This is a genomic window from Enterobacter sp. T2, assembly GCF_010692925.1.
GTDB classification, from domain to species: Bacteria; Pseudomonadota; Gammaproteobacteria; order Enterobacterales; family Enterobacteriaceae; genus Enterobacter; species Enterobacter kobei.
The window spans coordinates 874,592-899,712 of the sequence record NZ_CP048736.1; the positions used below are offsets into that span (position 1 = coordinate 874,592).

23 protein-coding genes and 1 pseudogene are annotated in these 25,121 nt (G+C 54.0%); 22 read left to right on the top strand and 2 right to left on the bottom strand.

The window, feature by feature from the left end; translation table 11 throughout:
- The first annotated feature begins 65 nt into the window (after positions 1-65).
- The 19 genes and pseudogenes from tsf (at position 66) to tilS (ending at position 22,706) form a co-directional block, all read left to right on the top strand.
- Positions 66-917: a translation elongation factor Ts gene (gene tsf / locus G0034_RS04105; RefSeq protein ID WP_014882627.1), complete on the top strand. Its 852-nt coding sequence runs from the start codon at positions 66-68 to the stop codon at positions 915-917.
- A 150-nt stretch (positions 918-1,067) separates the two neighbouring features.
- A complete protein-coding gene (gene pyrH / locus G0034_RS04110) occupies positions 1,068-1,793 on the top strand; it encodes a UMP kinase (protein ID WP_023332129.1) in 726 nt (241 codons plus the stop codon).
- A 167-nt stretch (positions 1,794-1,960) separates the two neighbouring features.
- Positions 1,961-2,518: a ribosome recycling factor gene (gene frr / locus G0034_RS04115; RefSeq protein ID WP_014882629.1), complete on the top strand. Its 558-nt coding sequence runs from the start codon at positions 1,961-1,963 to the stop codon at positions 2,516-2,518.
- Positions 2,519-2,613: 95 nt separating this feature from the next.
- Positions 2,614-3,813, top strand: a complete 1,200-nt coding sequence (gene ispC / locus G0034_RS04120; RefSeq protein WP_179120535.1) for a 1-deoxy-D-xylulose-5-phosphate reductoisomerase — start codon at positions 2,614-2,616, stop codon at positions 3,811-3,813.
- A 186-nt stretch (positions 3,814-3,999) separates the two neighbouring features.
- Positions 4,000-4,757 (top strand): annotated as a pseudogene (gene ispU, locus G0034_RS04125) ((2E,6E)-farnesyl-diphosphate-specific ditrans,polycis-undecaprenyl-diphosphate synthase).
- Between the two features lie 12 nt (positions 4,758-4,769).
- Entirely contained in the window at positions 4,770-5,627 is an 858-nt protein-coding gene (cdsA, locus tag G0034_RS04130) for a phosphatidate cytidylyltransferase (RefSeq protein WP_014882632.1), read from the top strand.
- 11 nt (positions 5,628-5,638) lie between these two features.
- Complete coding sequence (rseP, locus tag G0034_RS04135; RefSeq protein ID WP_014882633.1) at positions 5,639-6,991, top strand: sigma E protease regulator RseP; 1,353 nt, start codon at positions 5,639-5,641, stop codon at positions 6,989-6,991.
- Between the two features lie 31 nt (positions 6,992-7,022).
- The gene (gene bamA, locus G0034_RS04140; RefSeq protein WP_179120536.1) at positions 7,023-9,440 is read left to right on the top strand and encodes an outer membrane protein assembly factor BamA; all 2,418 of its coding nucleotides are present in this window, start codon (positions 7,023-7,025) and stop codon (positions 9,438-9,440) included.
- Between the two features lie 122 nt (positions 9,441-9,562).
- A complete protein-coding gene (gene skp / locus G0034_RS04145; RefSeq protein WP_014882635.1) occupies positions 9,563-10,057 on the top strand; it encodes a molecular chaperone Skp in 495 nt (164 codons plus the stop codon).
- Positions 10,058-10,060: 3 nt separating this feature from the next.
- Positions 10,061-11,086 (top strand): UDP-3-O-(3-hydroxymyristoyl)glucosamine N-acyltransferase, encoded by a 1,026-nt coding sequence (gene lpxD, locus G0034_RS04150; protein WP_179120537.1) that lies wholly within the window; start codon positions 10,061-10,063, stop codon positions 11,084-11,086.
- A gap of 102 nt (positions 11,087-11,188) precedes the next feature.
- Entirely contained in the window at positions 11,189-11,644 is a 456-nt protein-coding gene (gene fabZ, locus G0034_RS04155) for a 3-hydroxyacyl-ACP dehydratase FabZ (protein ID WP_010426706.1), read from the top strand.
- Positions 11,645-11,647: 3 nt separating this feature from the next.
- Complete coding sequence (lpxA, locus tag G0034_RS04160) at positions 11,648-12,436, top strand: acyl-ACP--UDP-N-acetylglucosamine O-acyltransferase (RefSeq protein ID WP_014882637.1); 789 nt, start codon at positions 11,648-11,650, stop codon at positions 12,434-12,436.
- Entirely contained in the window at positions 12,436-13,584 is a 1,149-nt protein-coding gene (gene lpxB / locus G0034_RS04165) for a lipid-A-disaccharide synthase (RefSeq protein ID WP_179120538.1), read from the top strand. Before lpxA ends, lpxB begins: the two co-directional genes overlap by 1 nt.
- Positions 13,581-14,177: a ribonuclease HII gene (gene rnhB / locus G0034_RS04170; protein WP_179120539.1), complete on the top strand. Its 597-nt coding sequence runs from the start codon at positions 13,581-13,583 to the stop codon at positions 14,175-14,177. Before lpxB ends, rnhB begins: the two co-directional genes overlap by 4 nt.
- A 38-nt stretch (positions 14,178-14,215) precedes the next feature.
- On the top strand, positions 14,216-17,698 hold the full coding sequence (gene dnaE / locus G0034_RS04175; RefSeq protein WP_179120540.1) for a DNA polymerase III subunit alpha: 3,483 nt from the start codon (positions 14,216-14,218) through the stop codon (positions 17,696-17,698).
- Positions 17,699-17,710: 12 nt separating this feature from the next.
- Complete coding sequence (accA, locus tag G0034_RS04180; protein WP_013095666.1) at positions 17,711-18,670, top strand: acetyl-CoA carboxylase carboxyl transferase subunit alpha; 960 nt, start codon at positions 17,711-17,713, stop codon at positions 18,668-18,670.
- A 100-nt stretch (positions 18,671-18,770) separates the two neighbouring features.
- Entirely contained in the window at positions 18,771-20,903 is a 2,133-nt protein-coding gene (locus tag G0034_RS04185; protein ID WP_014882641.1) for a lysine decarboxylase LdcC, read from the top strand.
- A 65-nt stretch (positions 20,904-20,968) separates the two neighbouring features.
- Positions 20,969-21,358, top strand: coding sequence for a VOC family protein (locus G0034_RS04190; RefSeq protein ID WP_014882642.1), 390 nt, complete (start codon positions 20,969-20,971; stop codon positions 21,356-21,358).
- Positions 21,359-21,416: 58 nt separating this feature from the next.
- Positions 21,417-22,706: a tRNA lysidine(34) synthetase TilS gene (gene tilS, locus G0034_RS04195; RefSeq protein ID WP_014882643.1), complete on the top strand. Its 1,290-nt coding sequence runs from the start codon at positions 21,417-21,419 to the stop codon at positions 22,704-22,706.
- A gap of 28 nt (positions 22,707-22,734) precedes the next feature.
- Here tilS and rof read toward each other — a convergent pair whose 3' ends face one another.
- Entirely contained in the window at positions 22,735-22,995 is a 261-nt protein-coding gene (rof, locus tag G0034_RS04200; RefSeq protein ID WP_014882644.1) for a Rho-binding antiterminator, read from the bottom strand.
- Positions 22,982-23,182, bottom strand: a complete 201-nt coding sequence (locus tag G0034_RS04205) for a YaeP family protein (RefSeq protein ID WP_008501889.1) — start codon at positions 23,180-23,182, stop codon at positions 22,982-22,984. Before G0034_RS04205 ends, rof begins: the two co-directional genes overlap by 14 nt.
- Before the next feature lie 195 nt (positions 23,183-23,377).
- Between G0034_RS04205 and G0034_RS04210 the strand changes: the two genes are divergently transcribed.
- From G0034_RS04210 to nlpE, 3 genes are read left to right on the top strand one after another with little or no spacing between them, the layout of a single operon-like run.
- On the top strand, positions 23,378-23,923 hold the full coding sequence (locus tag G0034_RS04210) for a YaeQ family protein (protein WP_014882645.1): 546 nt from the start codon (positions 23,378-23,380) through the stop codon (positions 23,921-23,923).
- On the top strand, positions 23,920-24,342 hold the full coding sequence (gene arfB, locus G0034_RS04215; protein WP_014882646.1) for an alternative ribosome rescue aminoacyl-tRNA hydrolase ArfB: 423 nt from the start codon (positions 23,920-23,922) through the stop codon (positions 24,340-24,342). The genes G0034_RS04210 and arfB overlap by 4 nt, the downstream gene beginning before the upstream one ends.
- 34 nt (positions 24,343-24,376) lie before the next feature.
- Entirely contained in the window at positions 24,377-25,075 is a 699-nt protein-coding gene (gene nlpE, locus G0034_RS04220) for an envelope stress response activation lipoprotein NlpE (RefSeq protein ID WP_014882647.1), read from the top strand.
- The last annotated feature ends 46 nt before the right edge of the window (positions 25,076-25,121 follow it).

The following is a 25,121-nucleotide window of genomic DNA, read 5'->3' on the forward strand; positions in this document are numbered from 1 at the left end:
CCCTTTTTTCAATTTACACTGTTTGGCCCCCGGCCGGGCAGTTCACATCTCCCGAGGATTTAAGAATGGCTGAAATTACCGCATCCCTGGTAAAAGAGCTGCGCGAGCGTACTGGCGCAGGCATGATGGATTGCAAAAAAGCGCTGACTGAAGCGAACGGCGACATCGAGCTGGCAATCGAAAACATGCGTAAATCCGGTGCGATCAAAGCAGCTAAAAAAGCAGGCAACGTTGCTGCTGACGGCGTGATCATCACCAAAATCGACGGCAACTACGGCATCATTCTGGAAGTTAACTGCCAGACTGACTTCGTTGCTAAAGATGGCGGTTTCCAGGCATTTGCGAACAAAGTTCTGGACGCAGCGGTTGCTGGCAAAATCACTGACGTTGAAGTTCTGAAAGCACAGTTCGAAGAAGAACGTGTTGCGCTGGTTGCTAAAATCGGTGAGAACATCAACATCCGTCGTGTTTCTTCTCTGGAAGGCGACGTTCTGGGCTCTTACCAGCACGGTGCACGTATCGGTGTTCTGGTTGCGGCTAAAGGCGCTGACGAAGAGCTGGTTAAACAGCTGGCTATGCACATCGCTGCAAGCAAACCAGAATTCGTTAAGCCAGAAGACGTGTCTGCTGAAGTGGTAGAAAAAGAGTACCAGGTTCAGCTGGACATCGCGATGCAGTCTGGTAAGCCAAAAGAAATCGCAGAGAAAATGGTTGAAGGCCGCATGAAGAAATTCACCGGCGAAGTTTCTCTGACTGGCCAGCCTTTCGTTATGGATCCAAGCAAGTCTGTTGCTCAGCTGCTGAAAGAGCACAACGCTGACGTAACTGGCTTCATCCGCTTCGAAGTGGGCGAAGGCATCGAGAAAGTTGAGACTGACTTCGCAGCAGAAGTTGCTGCAATGTCCAAGCAGTCTTAATGATTGAAAAGGAGCCGCCTGAGGGCGGCTTCTTTTTGTCACCCGTCATATGAAATCAGACAGGCTCCAGTATCGCTGTGCTGATTTGCGGCATATCATGTCGCCAGAATTAACTCCCATCTTAATCGTTGACAGTCTCAGGAAAGAAACATGGCTACCAATGCAAAACCCGTGTACAAACGCATTCTGCTTAAGCTGAGTGGCGAAGCGCTGCAGGGATCGGAAGGCTTCGGTATTGACGCAAGCATCCTTGATCGCATGGCACAGGAAATCAAAGAACTGGTCGAACTGGGTATCCAGGTTGGCGTGGTCATTGGCGGTGGCAACCTTTTCCGTGGTGCTGGTCTGGCGAAAGCGGGGATGAACCGCGTTGTGGGCGACCACATGGGTATGCTGGCAACCGTCATGAATGGCCTGGCGATGCGTGATGCGCTCCACCGCGCCTATGTGAATGCCCGCCTGATGTCCGCGATTCCACTGAATGGCGTATGCGATAATTACAGCTGGGCAGAGGCGATCAGCCTGCTGCGCAACAACCGCGTGGTGATCCTCTCCGCCGGTACGGGTAACCCGTTCTTTACGACCGATTCCGCTGCCTGCCTGCGCGGTATTGAGATCGAAGCCGATGTGGTACTGAAAGCGACCAAAGTAGACGGCGTGTTTACTGCCGACCCGGCAAAAGATCCTTCCGCCACCATGTACGATCAGCTGAGCTACGGCGAAGTGCTGGAAAAAGAGCTGAAAGTGATGGATCTTGCCGCCTTCACGCTGGCTCGCGACCACAAACTGCCGATCCGTGTCTTCAACATGAATAAGCCTGGCGCACTGCGCCGCGTGGTCATGGGCGAAAAAGAAGGCACTTTGATCACGGAATAATTTCCGTCGGCGATAAATACAGGTAAGATTCCGCTTTATTTTGTAGTGGTATCTTACCCGGGCGCGCCTTTGGCGTTGTCATGAATTAAACGCGACTATACTTAGCACACCTGTAGCGCTGTGCTGGCGGATAGTCTGCCTGAGACAAGTTTTCAAGGATTCGTAACGTGATTAACGACATCAGAAAAGATGCTGAAGTACGCATGGAAAAATGCGTAGAAGCGTTCAAAACCCAAATCAGCAAAATCCGTACTGGCCGTGCTTCCCCAAGCCTGCTGGATGGCATCATCGTGGAATACTACGGTACGCCAACCCCTCTGCGTCAGCTGGCGAGCGTGACGGTAGAAGATACCCGTACGCTGAAAATCAACGTGTTCGATCGCTCTATGAGCCCGGCGGTTGAGAAAGCGATCATGGCCTCTGACCTCGGTCTGAACCCAAGCTCTGCCGGTTCTGATATCCGCGTTCCACTGCCTCCACTGACGGAAGAACGTCGTAAAGATCTGATCAAAGTGGTGCGTGGCGAAGCTGAGCAGGGTCGCGTATCCGTGCGTAACGTTCGCCGCGACGCGAACGATAAAGTGAAAGCGCTGCTGAAAGAAAAAGAGATCAGTGAAGATGACGATCGTCGTTCTCAGGACGACATTCAGAAAATGACCGACGCAGCGATCAAGAAAATTGATGCGGCGCTGGCAGATAAAGAAGCGGAACTGATGCAGTTCTGATTTCTGTCGTACACTGATAAACGCCGTTCAGAGGGACTTCGGGTCTTGCTGGCGGCGTTTTGCTTTTATCTGGTCTAACTTTTTTCGGGCATCCCATGAAGCATTTAACTCTCCTTGGCTCAACCGGCTCTATCGGTTGCAATACTCTCGACGTCGTCCGCCACAATCCTGAACATTATACCGTGACCGCGCTGGTCGCCGGTAAGAACGTGCAGCGCATGGTCGAGCAGTGCCTGGAGTTTATGCCACGTTATGCGGTGATGGATGACGATGAGAGCGCGCGTCAGCTGAAAACTCTGCTGCTTGAGAAGGGCAGTCGAACCGAGGTGCTGAGTGGGGCGCAGGCGGCCTGCGACATGGCGGCGCTGGATGAGGTTGACCAGGTCATGGCGGCCATTGTCGGTGCGGCCGGGTTGCTGCCGACGCTTGCGGCAATAGATGCGGGTAAAGATGTTCTGCTGGCCAACAAAGAGTCGCTGGTGACCTGTGGACGTCTGTTTATGGACGCGGTGAAGCAGCGCGGGGCGCGTCTTTTGCCGGTCGACAGCGAGCACAACGCCATTTTTCAGAGTTTACCGCAACCTTTTCAACAGAACCTGGGGTACGCTGACCTGGAGCAGAATGGCGTCGTGTCGATTCTGCTTACCGGGTCTGGTGGCCCGTTCCGTGAAACGCCACTGTCTGAACTGAGCGCAATGACGCCGGATCAGGCGTGTCGTCATCCGAACTGGTCAATGGGACGTAAAATCTCCGTTGACTCCGCCACCATGATGAACAAAGGTCTGGAATACATTGAAGCTCGCTGGCTGTTTAATGCGTCAGCGAAACAGATGGAAGTTCTGATTCACCCGCAATCGGTCATTCACTCGATGGTGCGCTATCAGGATGGCAGCGTGCTGGCACAGCTGGGCGAGCCGGATATGCGTACGCCCATCGCCCATACAATGGCGTGGCCAAACCGGGTGAAATCGGGCGTGAAGCCGCTTGATTTTTGTAAGCTAAGTTCCCTGACGTTCAGTGAACCCGATTACGATCGCTATCCTTGTCTGAAGCTTGCGATGAATGCCTTCGACCAGGGACAGGCGGCGACGACGGCACTGAATGCAGCCAACGAAATTACCGTTGACGCATTTCTGCATCAGCAAATCCGCTTTACCGATATCGCAACGTTGAATTTATCGGTACTGGAAATAATGGATTTGCGTGAGCCTCAAAGTGTGGAAGAGGTGCTGGCGGTCGATGCTGCTGCACGTGATATTGCGCGTAAACAGGTGAGCCGCCTCGCAAGCTGGTGATAAAGCAAGCACTAGTCGTCGTGCTATTTGTTAGCTTTGGGCTTCAGTGATATAGTCTGCGCCACCTGATCGCAGGAATTTGACTTTATGTGGTCAGGTAAGCCGTGGTTTGACACGGCTTTTTTATGTACAGGCTTAAGTATTCCTGAGTACCGTTAAATCCTTTTCAGGGACAAAAAACGCGTTATGTTGTCTGCGAATCAACCAATAAGCGAAAACTTGCCAGCTCATGGCTGCCGTCATGTAGCAATCATTATGGATGGCAATGGCCGCTGGGCGAAAAGACAAGGGAAGATACGAGCCTTTGGGCATAAAGCAGGGGCGAAATCCGTTCGCCGCGCCGTTTCTTTTGCCGCGAATAACGGCATTGATGCGTTAACGCTCTATGCTTTTAGCAGTGAAAACTGGAATCGACCGCCGCAGGAAGTGACTGCGTTGATGGAACTGTTTGTGTGGGCGCTCGACAGCGAAGTAAAAAGCCTGCACCGCCACAACGTCCGCCTGCGTATCATTGGCGATACCAGTCGTTTTAACTCACGTTTGCAGGAACGGATTCGTAAAGCAGAAGCGCTGACTGAAAATAATACCGGTCTGACGCTCAATATCGCGGCGAATTACGGCGGACGCTGGGATATTATCCAGGGCGTTCGGCATCTGGCCGAACAGGTTCAGGAAGGGCTGTTGAGACCCGACCAGATTGATGAAGAGGCGCTGAGCAAGCAAATCTGCATGAATGAGCTGGCACCTGTGGATTTGGTAATTAGGACAGGGGGGAACATCGCATAAGTAACTTTTTGATATGGCAAATTGCCTATGCCGAACTTTACTTTACAGATGTTCTTTGGCCCGATTTTGATGAACAAGACTTTGAAGGTGCGCTGCATGCCTTTGCCAATCGAGAGCGTCGTTTCGGCGGCACCGAGCCAGGTGGCGACAACGCCTGATGGGGGTAGCTTTTGCTGAAGTATCGCCTGATTTCCGCTTTTGTATTAATACCCATTGTCATTGCGGCGCTGTTTTTACTGCCCCCGGTGGGATTCGCTATTGTCACGCTGGTGGTCTGCATGCTCGCGGCGTGGGAATGGGGACAGTTTAGCGGCTTTACCTCGCGCAATCAGCGAGTATGGCTTGCGGTACTCTGTGGCTTTATTCTGGCCATAATGCTGTTTACGTTGCCTGAATATCACCACGATATTCATCAGCCGCTGGTTGCCGGTTCCTTGTGGATATCGCTGGCCTGGTGGGTGGCGGCATTGCTGCTGGTTCTTTTTTATCCAGGCTCTGCGGCGTTATGGCGTAATTCAAAAGTGTTGCGACTCATTTTTGGTCTGCTCACCATTGTGCCTTTTTTCTGGGGGATGGTCGCGCTACGCGCCTGGCACTATGACGAAAACCACTATAGCGGTGCGATCTGGCTGCTTTATGTGATGATTCTCGTCTGGGGGGCTGACTCCGGGGCCTATATGTTTGGTAAACTGTTCGGCAAACATAAACTGGCGCCGAAGGTGTCTCCAGGGAAAACCTGGCAAGGATTCATCGGCGGCTTGTTTACGGCTGCAGTTATCTCCTGGGGCTATGGCGTCTGGGCGGATCTGGCAGTGGCTCCGTCAATACTGCTGGTATGCTCTATTTTTGCAGCGCTTGCCTCAGTGCTCGGTGATTTAACCGAAAGTATGTTTAAGCGTGAAGCAGGGATTAAGGACAGCGGACATCTGATTCCAGGGCATGGCGGTATACTGGATCGCATTGACAGCCTGACAGCGGCTGTTCCAGTGTTTGCTTGCCTGCTTTTACTGGTATTCGGGACGATTTAACGGAAGGTTTTATGCTGAGCATTCTCTGGAATCTGGCGGCGTTCATTGTTGCACTGGGTGTGCTGATTACCGTGCATGAATTTGGCCATTTCTGGGTTGCTCGCCGTTGTGGTGTGCGGGTAGAGCGATTCTCCATTGGTTTTGGCAAATCACTCTGGACGCGCACCGACCGTCACGGCACGGAATTTGTCATTGCACTTATCCCGCTTGGCGGCTACGTCAAAATGCTCGACGAACGCGTCGAGCCTGTCGCACCCGAGCTGCGACACAGTGCGTTTAACAACAAAACCGTTGGACAACGCGCTGCCATCATTGCTGCCGGACCGGTAGCCAACTTCATCTTTGCAATTTTCGCTTACTGGCTGGTGTTTATTATCGGCGTCCCTGGTGTGCGTCCGGTGGTGGGGGAAATTGCGCCCAACTCTATCGCGGCGAATGCGCAAATTACATCCGGGATGGAACTTAAAGCGATTGATGGCATCGAAACCCCTGATTGGGATGCCGTGCGACTGCAACTGGTAGCCAAAATTGGCGATGCGCAGACAACCCTCAGCGTATCGCCGTTTGGGTCAGACGCGCGTCAGGACAAAGTACTGGATTTACGCCACTGGCGTTTCGAGCCCGATAAAGAAGATCCCGTCGCAGCGCTGGGTATCCGTCCCCGCGGTGCGCAGATTGAGCCGGTATTAGCTGAAGTCCAGCCAAATTCGGCGGCGAGCAAAGCGGGTTTGCAAGCGGGCGACAGGATCGTTAAAGTCGATGGTCAACCATTAACAGAGTGGATGACCTTTGTTACTCTGGTGCGCGATAATCCGGGGACGTCCCTCGCGCTGGAAGTTGAAAGGCAAGGCAGTCCGCTTTCGCTGACGCTGATCCCGGATACGAAGTCGGTCGGCAAAAAGGCAGAAGGGTTCGCAGGCGTTGTGCCAAAAGTGATCCCGCTGCCAGATGAGTACAAGACAATACGCCAGTATGGGCCGTTCAGCGCCATCCTTGAAGCCACGGATAAAACTTGGCAACTGATGAAGCTGACGGTCAACATGTTGGGGAAATTGATAACCGGTGATGTGAAACTGAACAACCTCAGTGGGCCAATTTCGATTGCTCAGGGGGCTGGGATGTCAGCGGAATTCGGGGTGATTTACTATCTCATGTTCCTCGCGCTCATTAGCGTGAACCTTGGGATAATCAACCTGTTCCCGCTTCCCGTGTTAGACGGGGGTCATCTGCTGTTTTTAGCGATTGAAAAGCTAAAAGGCGGACCGGTATCCGAGCGAGTTCAAGACTTTAGTTACCGCATCGGCTCGATTTTGCTGGTGCTGTTAATGGGGCTTGCACTTTTCAATGATTTCTCTCGGTTGTAAGAGAGTTAGTTAGGAAGAACGCATAATAACGATGGCGATGAAAAAGTTGCTCATAGCGTCGCTGCTGTTTAGCAGCGCCACCGTATACGGTGCTGACGGGTTCGTAGTGAAAGACATTCATTTCGAAGGCCTTCAGCGTGTCGCCGTTGGTGCGGCCCTCCTCAGTATGCCTGTGCGCCCCGGCGATACGGTTAATGATGAAGATATCAGTAACACCATCCGTGCTCTGTTTGCCACCGGCAACTTCGAGGATGTCCGCGTCCTGCGCGATGGTGATACGCTGCTGGTACAGGTAAAAGAACGTCCAACGATCGCCAGTATCACTTTCTCCGGTAACAAGTCGGTGAAAGATGACATGCTCAAGCAAAACCTTGAAGCATCCGGTGTTCGTGTGGGGGAATCTCTGGACCGCACAACCCTTTCAGACATTGAAAAAGGTCTGGAAGACTTCTACTACAGCGTCGGTAAATACAGTGCCAGCGTGAAAGCGGTGGTTACGCCGCTCCCACGTAACCGTGTTGACCTGAAGCTGGTCTTCCAGGAAGGTGTTTCCGCGAAGATCCAGCAGATCAACATCGTGGGTAACCACGCGTTTAGCACCGACGAACTGATCTCCACTTTCCAGCTGCGCGATGAAGTGCCGTGGTGGAACGTGGTTGGCGATCGTAAATACCAGAAACAGAAACTGGCGGGGGATCTCGAAACCCTGCGCAGCTATTATCTGGATCGCGGTTACGCCCGTTTCAACATTGATTCGACTCAGGTCAGTCTGACACCGGACAAGAAAGGTATCTACATCACGATTAACATCACTGAAGGCGATCAGTACAAGCTTTCCGGTGTTGAAGTCAGTGGTAACCTGGCCGGGCATTCAGCTGAAATTGAAGCGCTGACTAAAATTCAGCCGGGCGATCTGTACAGCGGTTCTAAAGTCACCAAAATGGAAGACGGCATTAAGAAGCTGCTCGGCCGCTATGGTTATGCTTACCCGCGTGTACAAACACAGCCGGAAATCAACGACGCGGATAAAACCGTTAAGCTGCATGTTAACGTTGATGCGGGTAACCGTTTCTACGTGCGTAAGATCCGCTTCGTCGGTAACGATACCTCCAAAGACTCCGTTCTGCGTCGCGAAATGCGTCAGATGGAAGGGGCATGGTTGGGTAGCGACCTCGTTGACCAGGGTAAAGAGCGTCTGAACCGTCTGGGCTATTTCGAAACCGTGGACACGGAAACGCAGCGTATACCCGGCAGCCCGGATCAGGTTGATGTCGTGTATAAGGTGAAAGAGCGTAACACCGGTAGCTTCAACTTCGGTGTGGGCTACGGTACTGAAAGTGGCGTGAGCTTCCAGGTTGGCGTCCAGCAGGATAACTGGCTGGGTACAGGTTACTCTGTCGGTATTAACGGCACCAAAAACGACTACCAGACCTACTCTGAGTTCTCTGTTACCAACCCATACTTCACCGTTGACGGTGTAAGCCTGGGCGGTCGTATCTTCTATAACGACTTTAAAGCAGACGACGCGGATCTCTCCTCCTATACCAACAAGAGCTATGGTGTAGACGGAACGCTCGGCTTCCCGGTTAACGAATATAACACCCTGCGTGCGGGCTTAGGTTACGTGCATAACGACCTGTCCAACATGCAACCTCAGGTGGCGATGTGGCGTTATCTGGACTCTATCGGCCAGTCTGCGAGTAAAACCAGTGATAACAATGGCTTCGCCGCGGATGACTTCACCTTCAACTACGGCTGGACCTATAACCGCCTCGACCGTGGTTACTTCCCAACGGAAGGTTCTCGCGTCAACCTGAACGGTAAAGTGACCGTTCCGGGCTCTGACAATGAGTTCTACAAGGTAACCCTGGATACCGCGTCCTACTTCCCAATTGATGATGACCACAAGTGGGTCGTTCTGGGTCGTACCCGTTGGGGCTATGGTGATGGTATCGGCAGTAAAGAGTTGCCGTTCTACGAGAACTTCTACGCGGGTGGTTCCAGCACCGTGCGTGGCTTCCAGTCCAACAACATTGGTCCGAAAGCGGTTTACTACGGCGGTAACGATAAAGATAACTGCTATAAATCTTCATCTTCCGAAGTGTGTAGCTCTGATGATGCAGTGGGCGGTAACGCCATGGCCGTGGCCAGCCTCGAGTTCATCACACCAACGCCGTTTATCAGTGATAAATACGCGAACTCCGTCCGTACGTCCTTCTTCTGGGATGCCGGTACGGTGTGGGACACCAACTGGCAGAATACTGCACAGATGCGTGATGCTGGCGTTCCGGACTACAGCGATCCGAGCAATATTCGCATGTCTGCTGGTATCGCATTACAATGGATGTCACCGCTGGGACCGTTGGTCTTCTCTTACGCCCAGCCGTTTAAGAAATACGATGGAGACAAAGCGGAGCAATTCCAGTTTAACATTGGTAAAACCTGGTAATAATCCGCTGCAAAGGAATGCGTTGGCAGTGTAGCGCTGACAACCGGCGATCGGTAAAACGGTCGCCTTGCCACGCAAAGAACGGTACCTTCTGGTGCCAATGGGATGGTAAGGAGTTAATTGTGAAAAAGTGGTTATTAGCTGCAGGTCTCGGTTTAGCGATGGCAACTTCTGCTCAGGCAGCAGACAAAATCGCAATCGTCAACATGGGTAATTTGTTCCAGCAGGTTGCACAGAAAACGGGTGTTTCTGCAACGCTGGAAAACGAATTCAAAGGCCGTGCGAGCGAACTGCAGCGTATGGAAGGCGATCTTCAGTCCAAAATGCAGCGTCTGCAGCGTGATGGTTCTACCATGAAAGCAAGCGATCGCAGCAAACTGGAAAAAGACGTTATGGCTCAGCGCCAGACCTTCTCTCAGAAAGCGCAGGCTTTCGAGCAGGATCGTCAGCGTCGTTCTAACGAAGAGCGTGGCAAGCTGGTCACTCGCATTCAGACTGCTGTTAAAGCAGTGGCTGCCGATCAGAGCATCGATCTGGTTGTTGATGCGAATGCCGTTGCTTTCAACAGCAGCGATGTTAAAGACATCACCGCTGATGTTCTGAAACAGGTTAAATAAGTAATGCCTTCAATTCGACTGGCTGATTTAGCTCAGCAGTTGGATGCAGAATTACACGGTGATGGCGATATCGTCATCACCGCTGTTGCGTCCATGCAATCTGCTAAAGCTGGCACGATTACCTTCATGGTAAGCCCTAAGTACCGTGAACAACTGGCTCAATGCCAGGCGTCAGCTGTTGTTCTGACGCAGGACGATCTTCCCTTTGCCACTGGAAGTGCACTGGTAGTGAAAAACCCCTACCTGACGTATGCACGCATGGCTCAAATTCTTGATACCACGCCGCAGCCGGCTCAGAACATTGCTGCCAGTGCAGCAATCGATCCGACGGCTAAGCTTGGTAACAACGTTGCCGTTGGTGCGAATGCGGTTATCGAGTCTGGCGTTATGCTGGGTGATAACGTCGTGATTGGCCCGGGGTGCTTCGTTGGGAAAAATACGAAAATCGGCGCAGGAACCCGTTTATGGGCCAATGTGTCCATTTATCATGAAGTTGAAATCGGCGAAAATTGCCTCGTCCAGTCCAGCACCGTGATTGGTTCTGATGGCTTTGGTTACGCGAACGATCGCGGTAACTGGGTTAAGATCCCGCAGCTTGGTCGCGTTATTATTGGCGATCGCGTGGAGATTGGGGCCTGTACCACGATCGACCGTGGTGCACTCGACGACACGATCATTGGCAATGGTGTTATCATCGATAACCAGTGCCAGATTGCGCATAACGTTGTGATTGGCGACAATACCGCAGTTGCGGGGGGCGTCATCATGGCGGGCAGCCTGAAAATTGGTCGTTATTGCATGATTGGCGGTGCGAGCGTGATTAATGGCCACATGGAAATATGCGACAAGGTGACGGTGACGGGCATGGGCATGGTGATGCGTCCGATCACCGAACCTGGCGTCTATTCCTCGGGCATTCCGCTGCAACCCAACAAGGTATGGCGTAAAACAGCAGCACTGGTGATGAACATTGATGATATGAGCAAGCGACTCAAGTCTCTTGAGCGTAAGATCGATCAACAAGACTAAACGTCACCCGTTTAACGCTATCTTTCCCGGCCTGTCGGCTTTCTAATAAACCGGCAGGCCGTGTTATTATTGTTATCAGTACATTTTGACAGGAAGAGTATTTTGACTACTGACACTCATACTCTGCATATTGAAGAGATTTTAGAACTTCTGCCGCACCGCTACCCGTTTTTGCTGGTAGACCGTGTGCTGGATTTTGAAGAAGGTCGTTTTCTGCGCGCAGTGAAAAATGTTTCCGTGAACGAACCGTTCTTCCAGGGACACTTCCCGGGTAAGCCTATCTTCCCGGGTGTGTTGATTCTGGAAGCGATGGCTCAGGCTACCGGTATTCTGGCGTTTAAAAGCGTCGGTAAACTGGAGCCAGGTGAACTCTATTACTTCGCAGGTATTGATGAAGCGCGCTTTAAGCGTCCTGTCGTGCCTGGTGATCAGATGATCATGGAAGTCACTTTTGAAAAAACGCGTCGTGGCCTGACTCGCTTCAAAGGCGTAGCGCTGGTTGACGGCAAAGTTGTTTGCGAAGCGACGATGATGTGTGCTCGTAGCCGGGAGTCCTGATACGTGATTGATAAATCCGCCTTTATTCATCCTACTGCTATTGTGGAAACCGGCGCCATCATTGGTGCCAACGTTCACATTGGCCCGTTCTGTATTGTTGGACCCAATGTCGAAATTGGTGAGGGTACAGTACTGAAATCTCACGTTGTCGTGAATGGTCATACGACCATTGGCAGCAATAACGAGATCTATCAGTTCGCTTCCATCGGCGAAGTTAACCAGGATCTGAAATATGCTGGTGAGTCGACCCGTCTGGAAATTGGCGATCGTAACCGTATTCGCGAAAGCGTCACCATTCATCGTGGAACAGTACAGGGTGGTGGGTTGACGAAGGTGGGTAGCGATAACCTGTTTATGGTGAATGCGCATATTGCGCATGACTGTACCGTGGGCGATCGCTGTATTCTTGCCAACAACGCAACGCTGGCAGGACACGTATCTGTTGATGACTTCGCAATTATTGGCGGCATGACCGCAGTCCATCAGTTCTGCATCATTGGTGCACACGTGATGGTCGGTGGCTGCTCCGGTGTGGCGCAGGACGTCCCACCGTATGTGATTGCGCAGGGCAACCATGCCACGCCGTTTGGCGTGAACATCGAAGGCCTTAAGCGTCGTGGTTTTAGTCGCGAAGCGATTACTGCCATCCGTAACGCGTACAAACTGCTGTACCGTAGCGGTAAAACGCTGGAAGAGGCGAAGCCGGACATTGCCGAACTGGCGGATAAGTTCCCGGAAGTGAACGCGTTCATGGAGTTCTTTGACCGTTCAACAAGGGGTCTGATTCGTTAATGGTCGACAGTCGTCCGCTTACGATAGCCCTGGTCGCCGGAGAAACCTCCGGCGATATTCTTGGTGCCGGTCTCATCCGCGCGCTCAAAGCTCGCGTACCTAACGCCCGCTTTGTTGGCGTGGCTGGCCCGCTGATGCAGGCCGAAGGCTGTGAAGCCTGGTATGAAATGGAAGAGCTGGCCGTGATGGGCATTGTTGAGGTGCTGGGGCGTTTGCGACGCTTGCTGCATATTCGTGCCGAACTTACCCGCCGCTTTACCGAGCTCAAACCCGATGTGTTTGTCGGTATCGATGCACCCGACTTCAACATTACCCTCGAAGGTAATCTGAAAAAGCAGGGCATCAAAACCATTCATTACGTCAGTCCGTCCGTTTGGGCGTGGCGACAGAAACGCGTTTTCAAAATTGGACGGTCCACCAACCTGGTGCTGGCTTTTCTGCCTTTCGAAAAAGCGTTTTACGACAAATTTAATGTTCCGTGCCGTTTTATCGGTCATACCATGGCGGATGCGATGCCGCTGGATCCGGATAAAAACGCGGCGCGCGACGTGCTCGGTATCCCTCATGATGTGCACTGTCTGGCATTGCTGCCAGGAAGCCGTGGCGCAGAAGTGGAGATGCTGAGCGCTGATTTCCTGAAAACCGCGCAGATTCTTCGCAAGACGTATCCCGAACTTGAAGTGGTCGTGCCGCTGGTGAATGCCAAACGCCGCGAGCAGTTCGAACGCATTAAAGCGGAAGTCGCCCCGGATCTTCACGTCCGCCTGCTGGACGGGAAAGGTCGGGAAGCGATGTTTGCGAGCGATGCCGCACTGCTGGCCTCTGGCACGGCTGCGCTGGAATGTATGCTGGCGAAATGCCCGATGGTGGTCGGTTATCGTATGAAGCCGTTTACCTTCTGGCTGGCAAAACGTCTGGTGAAAACGGATTATGTCTCCCTGCCAAACCTGCTTGCCGGGCGCGAGCTGGTAAAAGAGCTCTTACAGGATGAGTGCCAGCCTCAGGCGCTGGCGGAGGCTCTGCTGCCGCTGCTCGCCAACGGCAAGACCAGCCACCAGATGCATGATACCTTCCGTGAACTGCATCAACTGATCCGCTGCAATGCAGATGAGCAAGCGGCCGATGCAGTTCTGGAGTTAGCAAAATGATGGAATTTGTATACCCTCACACGCATCTTGTGGCAGGGGTGGACGAAGTCGGTCGTGGCCCGTTAGTGGGGGCTGTTGTGACCGCCGCGGTGATCCTCGATCCCGCCCGCCCGATCGTCGGGCTAAACGACTCAAAAAAATTATCCGAAAAACGTCGACTGGCCCTGTTCAGTGAGATTCAGGAGAAGGCTCTGGCCTGGAGCCTGGGGCGCGCTGAGCCGCATGAAATCGACGAGTTGAATATTTTGCATGCTACAATGCTGGCGATGCAGCGCGCGGTAGCGGGCCTGAAAATTGCCCCGGAATATGTCCTGATTGACGGCAACCGCTGTCCGGCACTGCCGATGCCTTCGATGGCGGTCGTCAAAGGCGATAGCCGTGTCGCCGAGATCAGCGCAGCATCTATTATTGCCAAGGTGACACGCGACGCTGATATGGCCGCGCTGGACCTCACTTACCCTCAGTATGGCTTCGCCCAGCACAAGGGGTATCCTACGGCTTTCCATCTGGAAAAGCTGGCTGAACATGGCGCAACTGAACATCACCGGCGCAGCTTTGGCCCGGTGAAACGCGCGCTGGGACGGGTGTCCTGAATCAATACGCAAGCAATTAAGTAACGCGGAATCTGAAGATGGCTGAACCACGTTTCGTACACCTGCGGGTGCATAGCGACTACTCCATGATCGATGGGCTGGCGAAGACCGGGCCGCTGGTAAAAAAGGCGGCCGCGCTTGGCATGCCTGCGCTGGCGATCACCGATTTTACCAACCTGTGTGGCCTGGTGAAGTTCTACGGAACGGCACATGGCGCGGGGATGAAGCCTGTCGTCGGTGCGGATTTTCATGTGCAGAGCGATCTCATCGGCGATGAACTGACGCAAATTTCCGTGCTGGCCATGAACAACACCGGCTACCAGAACCTCACTCTGCTTATTTCGAAAGCCTATCAGCGCGGCTATGGTGCGCTGGGCCCGTGGATCGACCGGGACTGGCTGGCGGAACTGAACGAAGGGCTGCTGCTGATCTCCGGTGGCCGCATGGGCGACGTCGGCAAATGCCTGCTGCGTGGCAACAGCGCGCTGGTGGATCAGTGCGTCTCGTTTTATGAAGAATATTTCCCGGATCGTTACTATCTGGAAATGATCCGCACCGGCCGCCAGGACGAAGAGAGCTATCTGCACGCCGCTGTTGCGCTGGCTGAAGAGCGCGGTTTGCCCGTGGTGGCGACGAATGATGTGCGTTTCCTGGAATCCGGCGATTTTGACGCCCACGAAATTCGTGTGGCGATCCATGATGGCTTCACCCTTGACGATCCAAAGCGCCCGCGTAATTACTCATCGCAGCAGTATATGCGCAGCGAAGAGGAGATGTGCGAGCTCTTTTCCGATATCCCTGAAGCGCTGGAAAACAGCGTAGAGATTGCCAAGCGCTGTAACGTCACCGTGCGCCTCGGCGAATACTTCCTGCCGCAATTCCCGACGGGTGACATGACGACGGAAGATTTCCTGGTCATGAAATCGAAGGAGGGTCTGGAAGAGCGTCTCGAATTCCTCTTCCCGGATGAAGAAGAACGTAAAAAACGTCGTCCGGAGTATGACGAGCGTCTGGATATAGAGCTTCAGGTTATCAACCAGATGGGCTTCCCCGGCTACTTCCTGATCGTTATGGAGTTCATTCAGTGGTCGAAGGATAACGGGGTGCCGGTAGGCCCGGGACGTGGATCCGGTGCGGGCTCGCTGGTGGCGTATGCATTAAAAATTACCGACCTCGATCCGCTGGAATTCGACCTGCTGTTCGAACGTTTCCTCAACCCGGAACGTGTTTCCATGCCCGACTTCGACGTCGACTTCTGCATGGAGAAACGCGATCAGGTGATCGAGCACGTAGCGGACATGTATGGCCGTGACGCGGTATCGCAGATTATTACCTTCGGTACCATGGCGGCGAAAGCGGTTATCCGCGACGTGGGGCGTGTACTCGGCCACCCGTACGGTTTCGTCGATCGTATTTCTAAGCTGGTGCCGCCCGATCCGGGCATGACGCTGGCAAAAGCGTTTGAAGCCGAACCTCAGCTGCCGGAAATCTACGAAGCTGACGAAGAAGTCAAAGCCCTGATCGACATGGCGCGCAAGCTGGAAGGCGTCACGCGTAACGCCGGTAAGCATGCAGGTGGCGTGGTTATTGCTCCGACCAAAATTACCGACTTCGCGCCGCTCTACTGCGATGAAGCGGGTGAGCATCCAGTCACTCAGTTTGATAAGAACGACGTGGAATACGCCGGGCTGGTGAAGTTTGACTTCCTCGGCCTGCGTACGCTGACGATCATCGACTGGGCACTGAAGATGATCAACCCGCGCCGGGAAAAGCAGGGCCTTGAACCGATAGACATTGCTGCCATCCCGCTGGATGACAAGAAAAGTTTCGACATGCTGCAGCGCTCGGAGACCACCGCGGTCTTCCAGCTTGAATCCCGCGGCATGAAAGACCTGATCAAGCGCCTGCAGCCTGACTGCTTCGAAGATATGATCGCACTGGTGGCGCTGTTCCGCCCGGGGCCGCTGCAGTCGGGGATGGTAGATAACTTTATCGACCGTAAGCACGGTCGCGAAGAGATTTCCTACCCGGACGTGCAGTGGCAGCATGAAAGCCTGAAACCGGTACTGGAGCCGACCTACGGCATCATCCTGTACCAGGAACAGGTCATGCAGATTGCTCAGGTGCTTTCTGGTTATACCCTCGGCGGCGCGGACATGCTGCGTCGTGCTATGGGGAAGAAAAAACCGGAAGAGATGGCCAAGCAGCGCTCCATCTTTGAAGACGGCGCGAAGAAAAACGGCGTTGACGGCGAGCTGGCGATGAAAATCTTCGACCTGGTGGAGAAATTCGCCGGGTACGGATTTAACAAATCCCACTCTGCCGCCTATGCGCTAGTCTCATACCAGACGCTGTGGCTGAAAGCGCACTATCCTGCTGAATTTATGGCGGCGGTAATGACTGCCGATATGGATAACACCGAGAAGGTCGTTGGCCTGGTGGATGAGTGCTGGCGCATGGGGCTTAAGATCCTGCCGCCGGATATTAACTCGGGGCTTTACCATTTCCACGTCAACGACGACGGGGAGATCGTTTACGGGATCGGTGCGATCAAGGGCGTGGGTGAAGGGCCGATCGAGGCGATCATCGAAGCGCGTAACAACGGCGGCTATTTCCGCGAGCTGTTCGATCTGTGCGCCCGTACCGATACCAAAAAACTGAACCGCCGCGTACTGGAAAAGCTGATCATGTCCGGCGCGTTCGACAGGCTGGGGCCGCACCGCGCTGCGTTGATGAACTCCCTCGGCGATGCCCTGAAAGCGGCGGACCAGCACGCGAAAGCGGAAGCCATTGGGCAGGCAGATATGTTCGGTGTGCTGGCGGAGGAGCCGGAGCAGATTGAGCAGTCGTATTCTAACTGCCAGCCATGGCCAGAACAGGTCGTGCTGGATGGCGAGCGTGAAACGTTAGGCTTGTACCTGACGGGTCACCCGATCAACCAGTACATCAAAGAAATTGAGCGCTATGTCGGCGGCCACAGGCTAAAAGACATGCATCCGACAGAACGTGGTAAAATTACCACGGCTGCGGGGCTCGTGATTGCTGCAAGGGTTATGGTCACCAAGCGCGGCAATCGTATCGGCATCTGTACGTTGGATGACCGTTCCGGGCGTCTGGAGGTGATGTTGTTCACCGACGCGCTGGATAAATACCAGCAATTGCTGGAAAAAGACCGCATACTTATCGTCAGCGGACAGGTCAGCTTTGATGACTTCAGCGGGGGGCTTAAAATGACCGCCCGCGAAGTGATGGACATTGACGAAGCCCGGGAAAAATATGCTCGCGGGCTTGCTATCTCGCTGACGGACAGGCAAATTGATGACCAGCTTTTAAACCGACTCCGTCAGTCTCTGGAACCCCACCGCTCGGGGACAATTCCAGTACATCTCTACTATCAGAGGGCGGATGCACGTGCGCGGTTGCGCTTTGGTGCAACGTGGCGTGTCTCTCCGAGCGATCGTTTACTGAACGATCTCCGTGGCCTCATTGGTTCGGAGCAGGTGGAACTGGAGTTTGACTAATACAGGAATACTATGAGTCTGAATTTCCTTGATTTCGAACAGCCGATTGCTGAGCTGGAAGCGAAAATCGATTCTCTGACAGCGGTAAGCCGTCAGGATGAAAAACTGGATATTAACATCGACGAAGAAGTGCATCGTCTGCGTGAAAAAAGCGTAGAGCTGACGCGCAAAATCTTTGCCGATCTCGGCGCATGGCAGATCGCCCAGCTGGCGCGTCATCCACAGCGTCCGTACACCCTGGATTATGTCCGCCTGGCGTTTGACGAATTTGACGAACTGGCAGGCGATCGCGCATACGCTGACGACAAAGCTATCGTCGGCGGTATCGCGCGTCTGGACGGACGCCCGGTGATGATCATTGGTCATCAGAAAGGGCGTGAAACCAAAGAGAAAATCCGTCGTAACTTCGGTATGCCTGCACCAGAAGGCTACCGCAAGGCCCTGCGTCTGATGGAGATGGCTGAGCGTTTCAACATGCCAATCATCACCTTCATTGACACCCCGGGTGCATACCCTGGCGTGGGCGCGGAAGAGCGCGGTCAGTCTGAAGCCATCGCCCGTAACCTGCGCGAGATGTCCCGCCTGAAGGTGCCGGTCATCTGTACCGTCATCGGTGAAGGTGGTTCAGGTGGTGCGCTGGCCATTGGCGTGGGCGATAAAGTGAATATGCTGCAGTACAGCACCTATTCCGTTATCTCTCCGGAAGGCTGTGCGTCCATTCTGTGGAAAAGCGCTGATAAAGCGCCGCTGGCCGCAGAAGCGATGGGCATCATTGCCCCACGTCTGAAAGAGCTGAAGCTGATCGATACCGTGATCCCGGAACCGCTGGGTGGCGCGCATCGTAAGCCGGAAGTGATGGCTGCTTCCCTGAAAGCCCAGCTGCTGGCTGACCTGGCCGATCTGGACGTCCTGAGCAAAGAAGACCTGCTCAACCGTCGTTATCAGCGTCTGATGACTTACGGCTACGCGTAAGCTTCACAATTATCTGAAAAGCCGCACAATGTTGCGGCTTTTTTTATACCCGCCGTTTACCTTAACTATGCTTAGCTAATGTTTTTCAAGGAGGTAGACCGTGAACATCATTGCCATTATGGGGCCGCACGGCGTCTTTTATAAAGACGAGCCCATCAAGGAGCTGGAGCAAGCCCTTCAGTCGCGCGGGTATCAGCTCATCTGGCCGCACAACAGCGCCGACCTGCTGAAGTTTATTGAGCATAACCCGCGAATCTGTGGCGTGATCTTCGACTGGGACGAATACGATCTGGAGCTGTGCAGCGAGATCAACAAGCTGAACGAATATCTCCCGCTGTATGCGTTTATCAATACCCACTCGACCATGGACGTCAGCGCGCATGATATGCGGATGGCGCTGTGGTTCTTTGAATATTCTCTCGGCGTGGCGGAAGATATCGCGACCCGCATTCAGCAGTACACGGGTGAATACCTCGATAACATTACGCCGCCCTTTACCCGCGCGCTTTTTACCTATGTGAAAGAGGGGAAATACACCTTCTGCACGCCAGGGCATATGGCCGGAACAGCCTATCAAAAAAGCCCGGTAGGCTGTCTGTTCTATGATTTTTTCGGGGGCAACACGCTGAAAGCGGACGTGTCAATTTCGGTCACGGAACTGGGCTCTCTGCTGGATCATACCGGCCCGCATCTGGAGGCCGAGGAGTATATTGCCCGCACCTTTGGCGCTGAGCAGAGCTATATGGTGACCAACGGCACCTCGACCTCGAACAAAATCGTCGGGATGTACGCTGCGCCTGCGGGCAGCACGCTGCTGATTGACCGCAACTGCCATAAATCGCTGGCGCACCTGCTGATGATGAGCGACGTGGTGCCGCTCTGGTTATCCCCTACGCGTAACGCGCTGGGGATTCTCGGCGGCATTCCACGCCGGGAGTTCACGCATCAAACCATTGAAAAGAAAGTAGCGGCGATCCCTGGCGCAAGCTGGCCTGTTCATGCGGTGATCACCAATTCCACCTATGACGGCCTGTTATACAACACCAACTGGATCAAGCAGACGCTGGACGTGCCGTCGATCCACTTCGATTCTGCGTGGGTGCCTTATACCAATTTTCACCCGATTTATTCGGGTAAGAGCGGGATGAGCGGCGAGCGCGTGCCGGGCAAAGTGTTCTTCGAAACGCAGTCGACCCACAAAATGCTGGCCGCCTTCTCCCAGGCGTCTCTTATTCACATCAAAGGCGAGTACGACGAGGAGACCTTCAACGAAGCCTTTATGATGCATACCACCACTTCACCGAGCTATCCGCTGGTGGCATCTATCGAAACCGCGGCGGCGATGCTGCGCGGCAACCCGGGTAAACGCCTGATAAACCGCTCGGTGGAGCGGGCGCTGCATTTCCGTAAAGAGGTCCAGCGGCTGAAAGATGAGGCAGACGGCTGGTTCTTTGATATCTGGCAGCCGGAAGAGATCGACGAGGCCGAGTGCTGGCCCGTTGCGCCTGGGGAGAGCTGGCACGGCTTCCGCGATGCCGATGCGGACCACATGTTCCTCGATCCGGTTAAGGTGACGATCCTGACGCCTGGCATGGACGAGCAGGGTGTAATGGGTGATGAAGGTATTCCCGCCGCGCTGGTGGCGAAGTTCCTTGATGAGCGCGGCGTGGTAGTGGAGAAGACCGGCCCCTATAATTTGTTGTTCCTGTTCAGTATCGGGATCGATAAAACCCGGGCAATGGGTCTGCTGCGCGGGCTGATGGAGTTTAAGCGTGCCTACGATCTCAACCTGCGGGTGAAGAATATGCTGCCGGATCTCTACGCGGAAGATCCTGACTTCTACCGCAATATGCGCATTCAGGATCTGGCCCAGGGGATCCACAGATTGATCCGCCAGCACGATCTGCCGCGCCTCATGCTTCAGGCGTTTGACGTCCTGCCGGTCATGAAGCTGACGCCTCACAAGGCCTGGCAGCGGCAGGTAAAAGGTGAGGTAGAAACCGTTGAGCTGGAAAATCTGGTCGGGCGCGTGTCGGCCAATATGATCCTGCCTTACCCACCGGGTGTACCGCTGCTGATGCCGGGGGAAATGATCACCGAGGAGAGCCGGGCAGTGCTCGATTTTCTGCTGATGCTCTGTTCGGTGGGGCGTCACTATCCGGGTTTCGAGACGGATATTCACGGTGCGAAGCGCGATGAGCACGGCGTTTACTGGGTGCGAGTCCTAAAATAAGGGTGACCGCTTGCCAGGTGCGGGTTCTCGGTTGTAACGTTCAGGCATCATAAAAAGGAGAAGCTATGCTGGGTTTAAAAGCGGTTCACCATATTGCGATCATTGCTACCGATTACGCGAAAAGTAAGGCCTTCTATTGTGACATTCTTGGCTTTACGCTGTTGAGCGAGGCCTACCGCGAGGAGCGTGACTCCTGGAAGGGAGATCTCGCTTTAAACGGGCAATATGTGATTGAGCTGTTCTCTTTTCCCTTCCCGCCTGCGCGCCCGTCGCGCCCGGAAGCCTGTGGACTGCGCCATCTTGCCTTCAGCGTTGATGACCTGGATAACGCAGTAAAACATCTGGAAGCGCACGGCGTGACGTGTGAACCGATCCGTGTCGATCCCTTCACCGACAAGCGTTTTACCTTTTTTAACGACCCGGATGGTTTGCCGCTGGAGCTTTACCAGCAGTAATGTTTGTCCTGTGTGATAATGCCCGCTCAGTTCGGGCATTTTTTATGTGTAATTTCCTATGACCTTACCCGCTATCGCACAAGCTGTTTCACCGTACCGCCAGCTGCTGGTGGGGTTTAGCGGTGGCCTGGATTCCACCGTTCTGCTCCATCGCCTGAAACGCTGGCGCGACCGGGAGCCTGACGTCCAGCTTCGGGCTATGCACATCCATCATGGATTAAGTCCTCACGCTGAGGAGTGGGTGGCGCACTGTGAAGCCTTGTGTGCGGCCTGGGCGATCCCGTTCATCGTTGAGCGCGTCACGCTCATTGATGAGGGGAAGGGCATCGAGGCACAGGCGCGGAAAGCCCGCTATGCCGCTTTTTCCGCGGCATTACTTCCTGGCGAAGCGCTGGTCACGGCTCAGCATCTGGACGATCAGTGCGAAACTTTTTTGCTGGCGCTTAAGCGGGGAAGCGGACCGGCGGGGCTGTCCGCCATGCCTGCACGATCTGAGTTTGCCGGGACGCAATTGCTGCGCCCGCTGCTGGGCGAGACGCGGGCGTCGCTGGAAGCCTGGGCGCGGGAATATCAGCTGAACTGGATAGAAGACGAGAGTAACCAGGACGACAGTTACGATCGTAATTTCCTGCGTCTGCGCATCCTGCCGCTGTTGAGCGAGCGCTGGCCGCATTTCGCCGACGCGACAGCGAGAAGCGCCATGCTGTGTGCTGAACAGGAATTGTTACTGGATGAACTGTTGAGTGCGGATCTGGCTGACCTGATTTCTGAAGACGGAGCACTGGCTATAGCGCCCCTGGAGGCGATGAGCCCGGTGCGTCGCGCCGCACTGTTACGCCGCTGGCTGGCTACTCATCATGCAGCGATGCCGTCGCGGGCGATGCTGAGCCGGATCTGGGACGAAGTCGCGCAGGCGCGGGAAGATGCTTCCCCCTGCGTGTATCTGAATGGTTTTGAGGTCAGGCGCTATAAAGGCAAACTCTGGTGGGTCAAATCCACGCCTTCACTGACCGAGGTGGTACTCGACTGGGCGTCGCCAGAGGTACCGCTGATATTACCCTGTGATGCAGGGAGCGTCTCTTTGAGCCCGTCCGGTCATGTGCGTCTGCCGAAGCCTGGTGAGCCGGTAACCGTACGCTTCAAGGCTGGTGGTTTGCTGCATATTGTCGGGCGCAACGGGGGACGGAAGCTTAAGAAGATATGGCAGGAGTGCAGCGTGCCGCCGTGGCGACGTGATACCACGCCACTGCTGTTTTACGGTGAAACGTTGATGGCTGCTGCCGGGGTTTTCATCACGGAAGAGGGATGGTCAGAAGAAGGGCTCAGTTTTGATTGGCAGAAAGTGTAACGGGCAGCCAGGCTGCCCGTAAGTGTCATCAGGATTCGCTCACCACGACGGTGCCGATTTGCGGGTGGCTGAAGCTGGCTATTTTATCCAGACGTAGCTCACGCGTTGCACTGCCGTCTTCAACAACCAGATATTCCACGTTTTTACGTGAAACCAGATCGCTGGCTTTTGCCTTCAATACTTCGCCATCTTTTAGCTCCAGCGTCAGTATTAAATGATGCTGGCAGGCGAGTTCGAGGTTGTCATAGTCATCACAATTGATGGGTTGATAAGTATCATTCATCGACATAATCGCTCACCAGTAAATTCGCCGCAGCGTACGCTGCTTTTTCCCTGACCGACTCTGAAAGGCTCTCATCAGAGGCCACTTCATTAAGCACTTTCAATACACAGCCCAACGCGTCCGGGACATACCCCAGATCTCCGCTGGCGATTTCCGCATACCGTTTGCGAATTAACTCACAATAATTATTCACATCCCCTCCCGCCAGCGCACTGACTTACTGTGAGATATCATTAAGCCTACGAAGATAAACTCGGTTTAGCAAGGTGACTATACCATACTCATTTAAGCAATATCAGCGCCTTGACAGGTGTGATTTATCACCGCGTGACAGCCTTTTGCCTCTGTTTTCGCTACAATGTGCCCCTGATTCGAATGGAGTTCTCTCATGGCGCTTAAAGCGACAATTTATAAAGCAGTGGTCAATGTGGCCGATCTTGATCGCAACCAGTTTCTGGATGCGTCGCTGACGCTGGCGCGCCACCCCTCCGAAACCCAGGAGCGTATGATGCTGCGCCTGCTGGCGTGGATTAAATACGCCAACGAGCGGCTGCAGTTTACCCGCGGCTTAAGCGCAGAGGACGAGCCAGAAGCCTGGCTGCGAAACGATCATCTGGGCATCGACCTGTGGATCGAGCTCGGTCTGCCGGACGAGCGTCGGATTAAAAAGGCCTGTACCCAGTCCGCTGAAGTGGCGTTATTCGCCTATAACCAGCGCGCGGCGGAGATCTGGTGGCAACAAAGCAAGAATAAATGTGCGCAGTATAAAAATCTCACCGTCTGGTATCTGGATGATGAACAGCTGGCGCAGCTCAGTGAGTTTGCCGGCCGGACGATGGCGCTGCAGGCAACCATTCAGGACGGCGCCATCTGGCTCTCTGATTCTCAGAATAATCTGGAAATTCATTTGACGGCCTGGCAGCCTGCGTCATGATTGTTTTGTCCCGAAACGTCAGCATCCCTGATAATGAGCTGGAGATCACCGCCATCCGTGCTCAGGGGGCGGGTGGACAGCACGTCAATAAGGCGTCAACGGCGATCCATTTGCGTTTTGACATTCGGGCATCAAGCCTGCCAGAGTATTATAAAGAGAGTCTGCTTGCTGCCAGCCATCATCTGATCACCAGCGAAGGTGTGATTGTGATTAAAGCCCAGGAGTACCGCAGCCAGGAGTTAAACCGGGAAGCGGCGATAGCCAGGCTGGTGGCCGTTATTAAAGAATTAACAGCAGTACAAAAAAGCCGCCGGGCAACGCGGCCAACCCGCGCATCGAAAGAGCGTCGGTTGTCCTCGAAAGCCCAAAAATCCACAGTGAAAGCACTACGCGGTAAAGTTCGTCGCCCGATGGAGTGACGAAAGGGAACACAATTTTCATAAGGAATTCATTGTGAAAAAAGCATTATTTTCAGCGCTGGCAGTGAGTACGCTGTTTGCGCTTTTCGGGTGTAACAACCGTTCTGAAACGCAGGTTTTGCAGTCCTCGCAGAATGAAGCGTTAAAGCCTATGCAGCAGAGCTGGCGCGGCGTATTGCCTTGTGCAGACTGTGAAGGCATCGAAACGTCCCTGTTCCTGCAAAAAGACGGCACCTGGGTTATGAACCAGCGTTATCAGGGCGCTAAAGAACCCTCTTCGTTTGCGACCTACGGAACCTGGGCGCGTACAGCGGAAAAGCTGGTCCTGACGGATACCACGGGTGAGAAAACGTATTTCCGCGCCAAAGGTGAGGGGATGGAGATGCTCGACCGCGAGGGCAACCCGATTGAATCCCAGTTCAACTATACGCTTGCGCCGGTGAAAGCGGCCCTGCCTGCTACGCCGATGCCAATGCGGGGTATGTATTTCTATATGGCGGATGCGGCGATCTTTACCGACTGTGCAACGGGTAAGAAAGTCAGCGTGGCGAACAACGCGCAGCTTGAACGTGATTACGCCGTGGCGCGTGGCAATGACAGCAAGCCGGTATTGCTGACCGTAGATGGTCACTTTACGCTGGAGCCAAACCCGGATAGCGGAGAGAGCGTGAAAACGCTGGTGGTGGATAAAGAGGCGAAATTTATCGCAGGCAAAGACTGTAACAGTCAATAAGCTGACGATTATCCCTTAAAAAACCCCGCCTGAGCGGGGTTTTTTG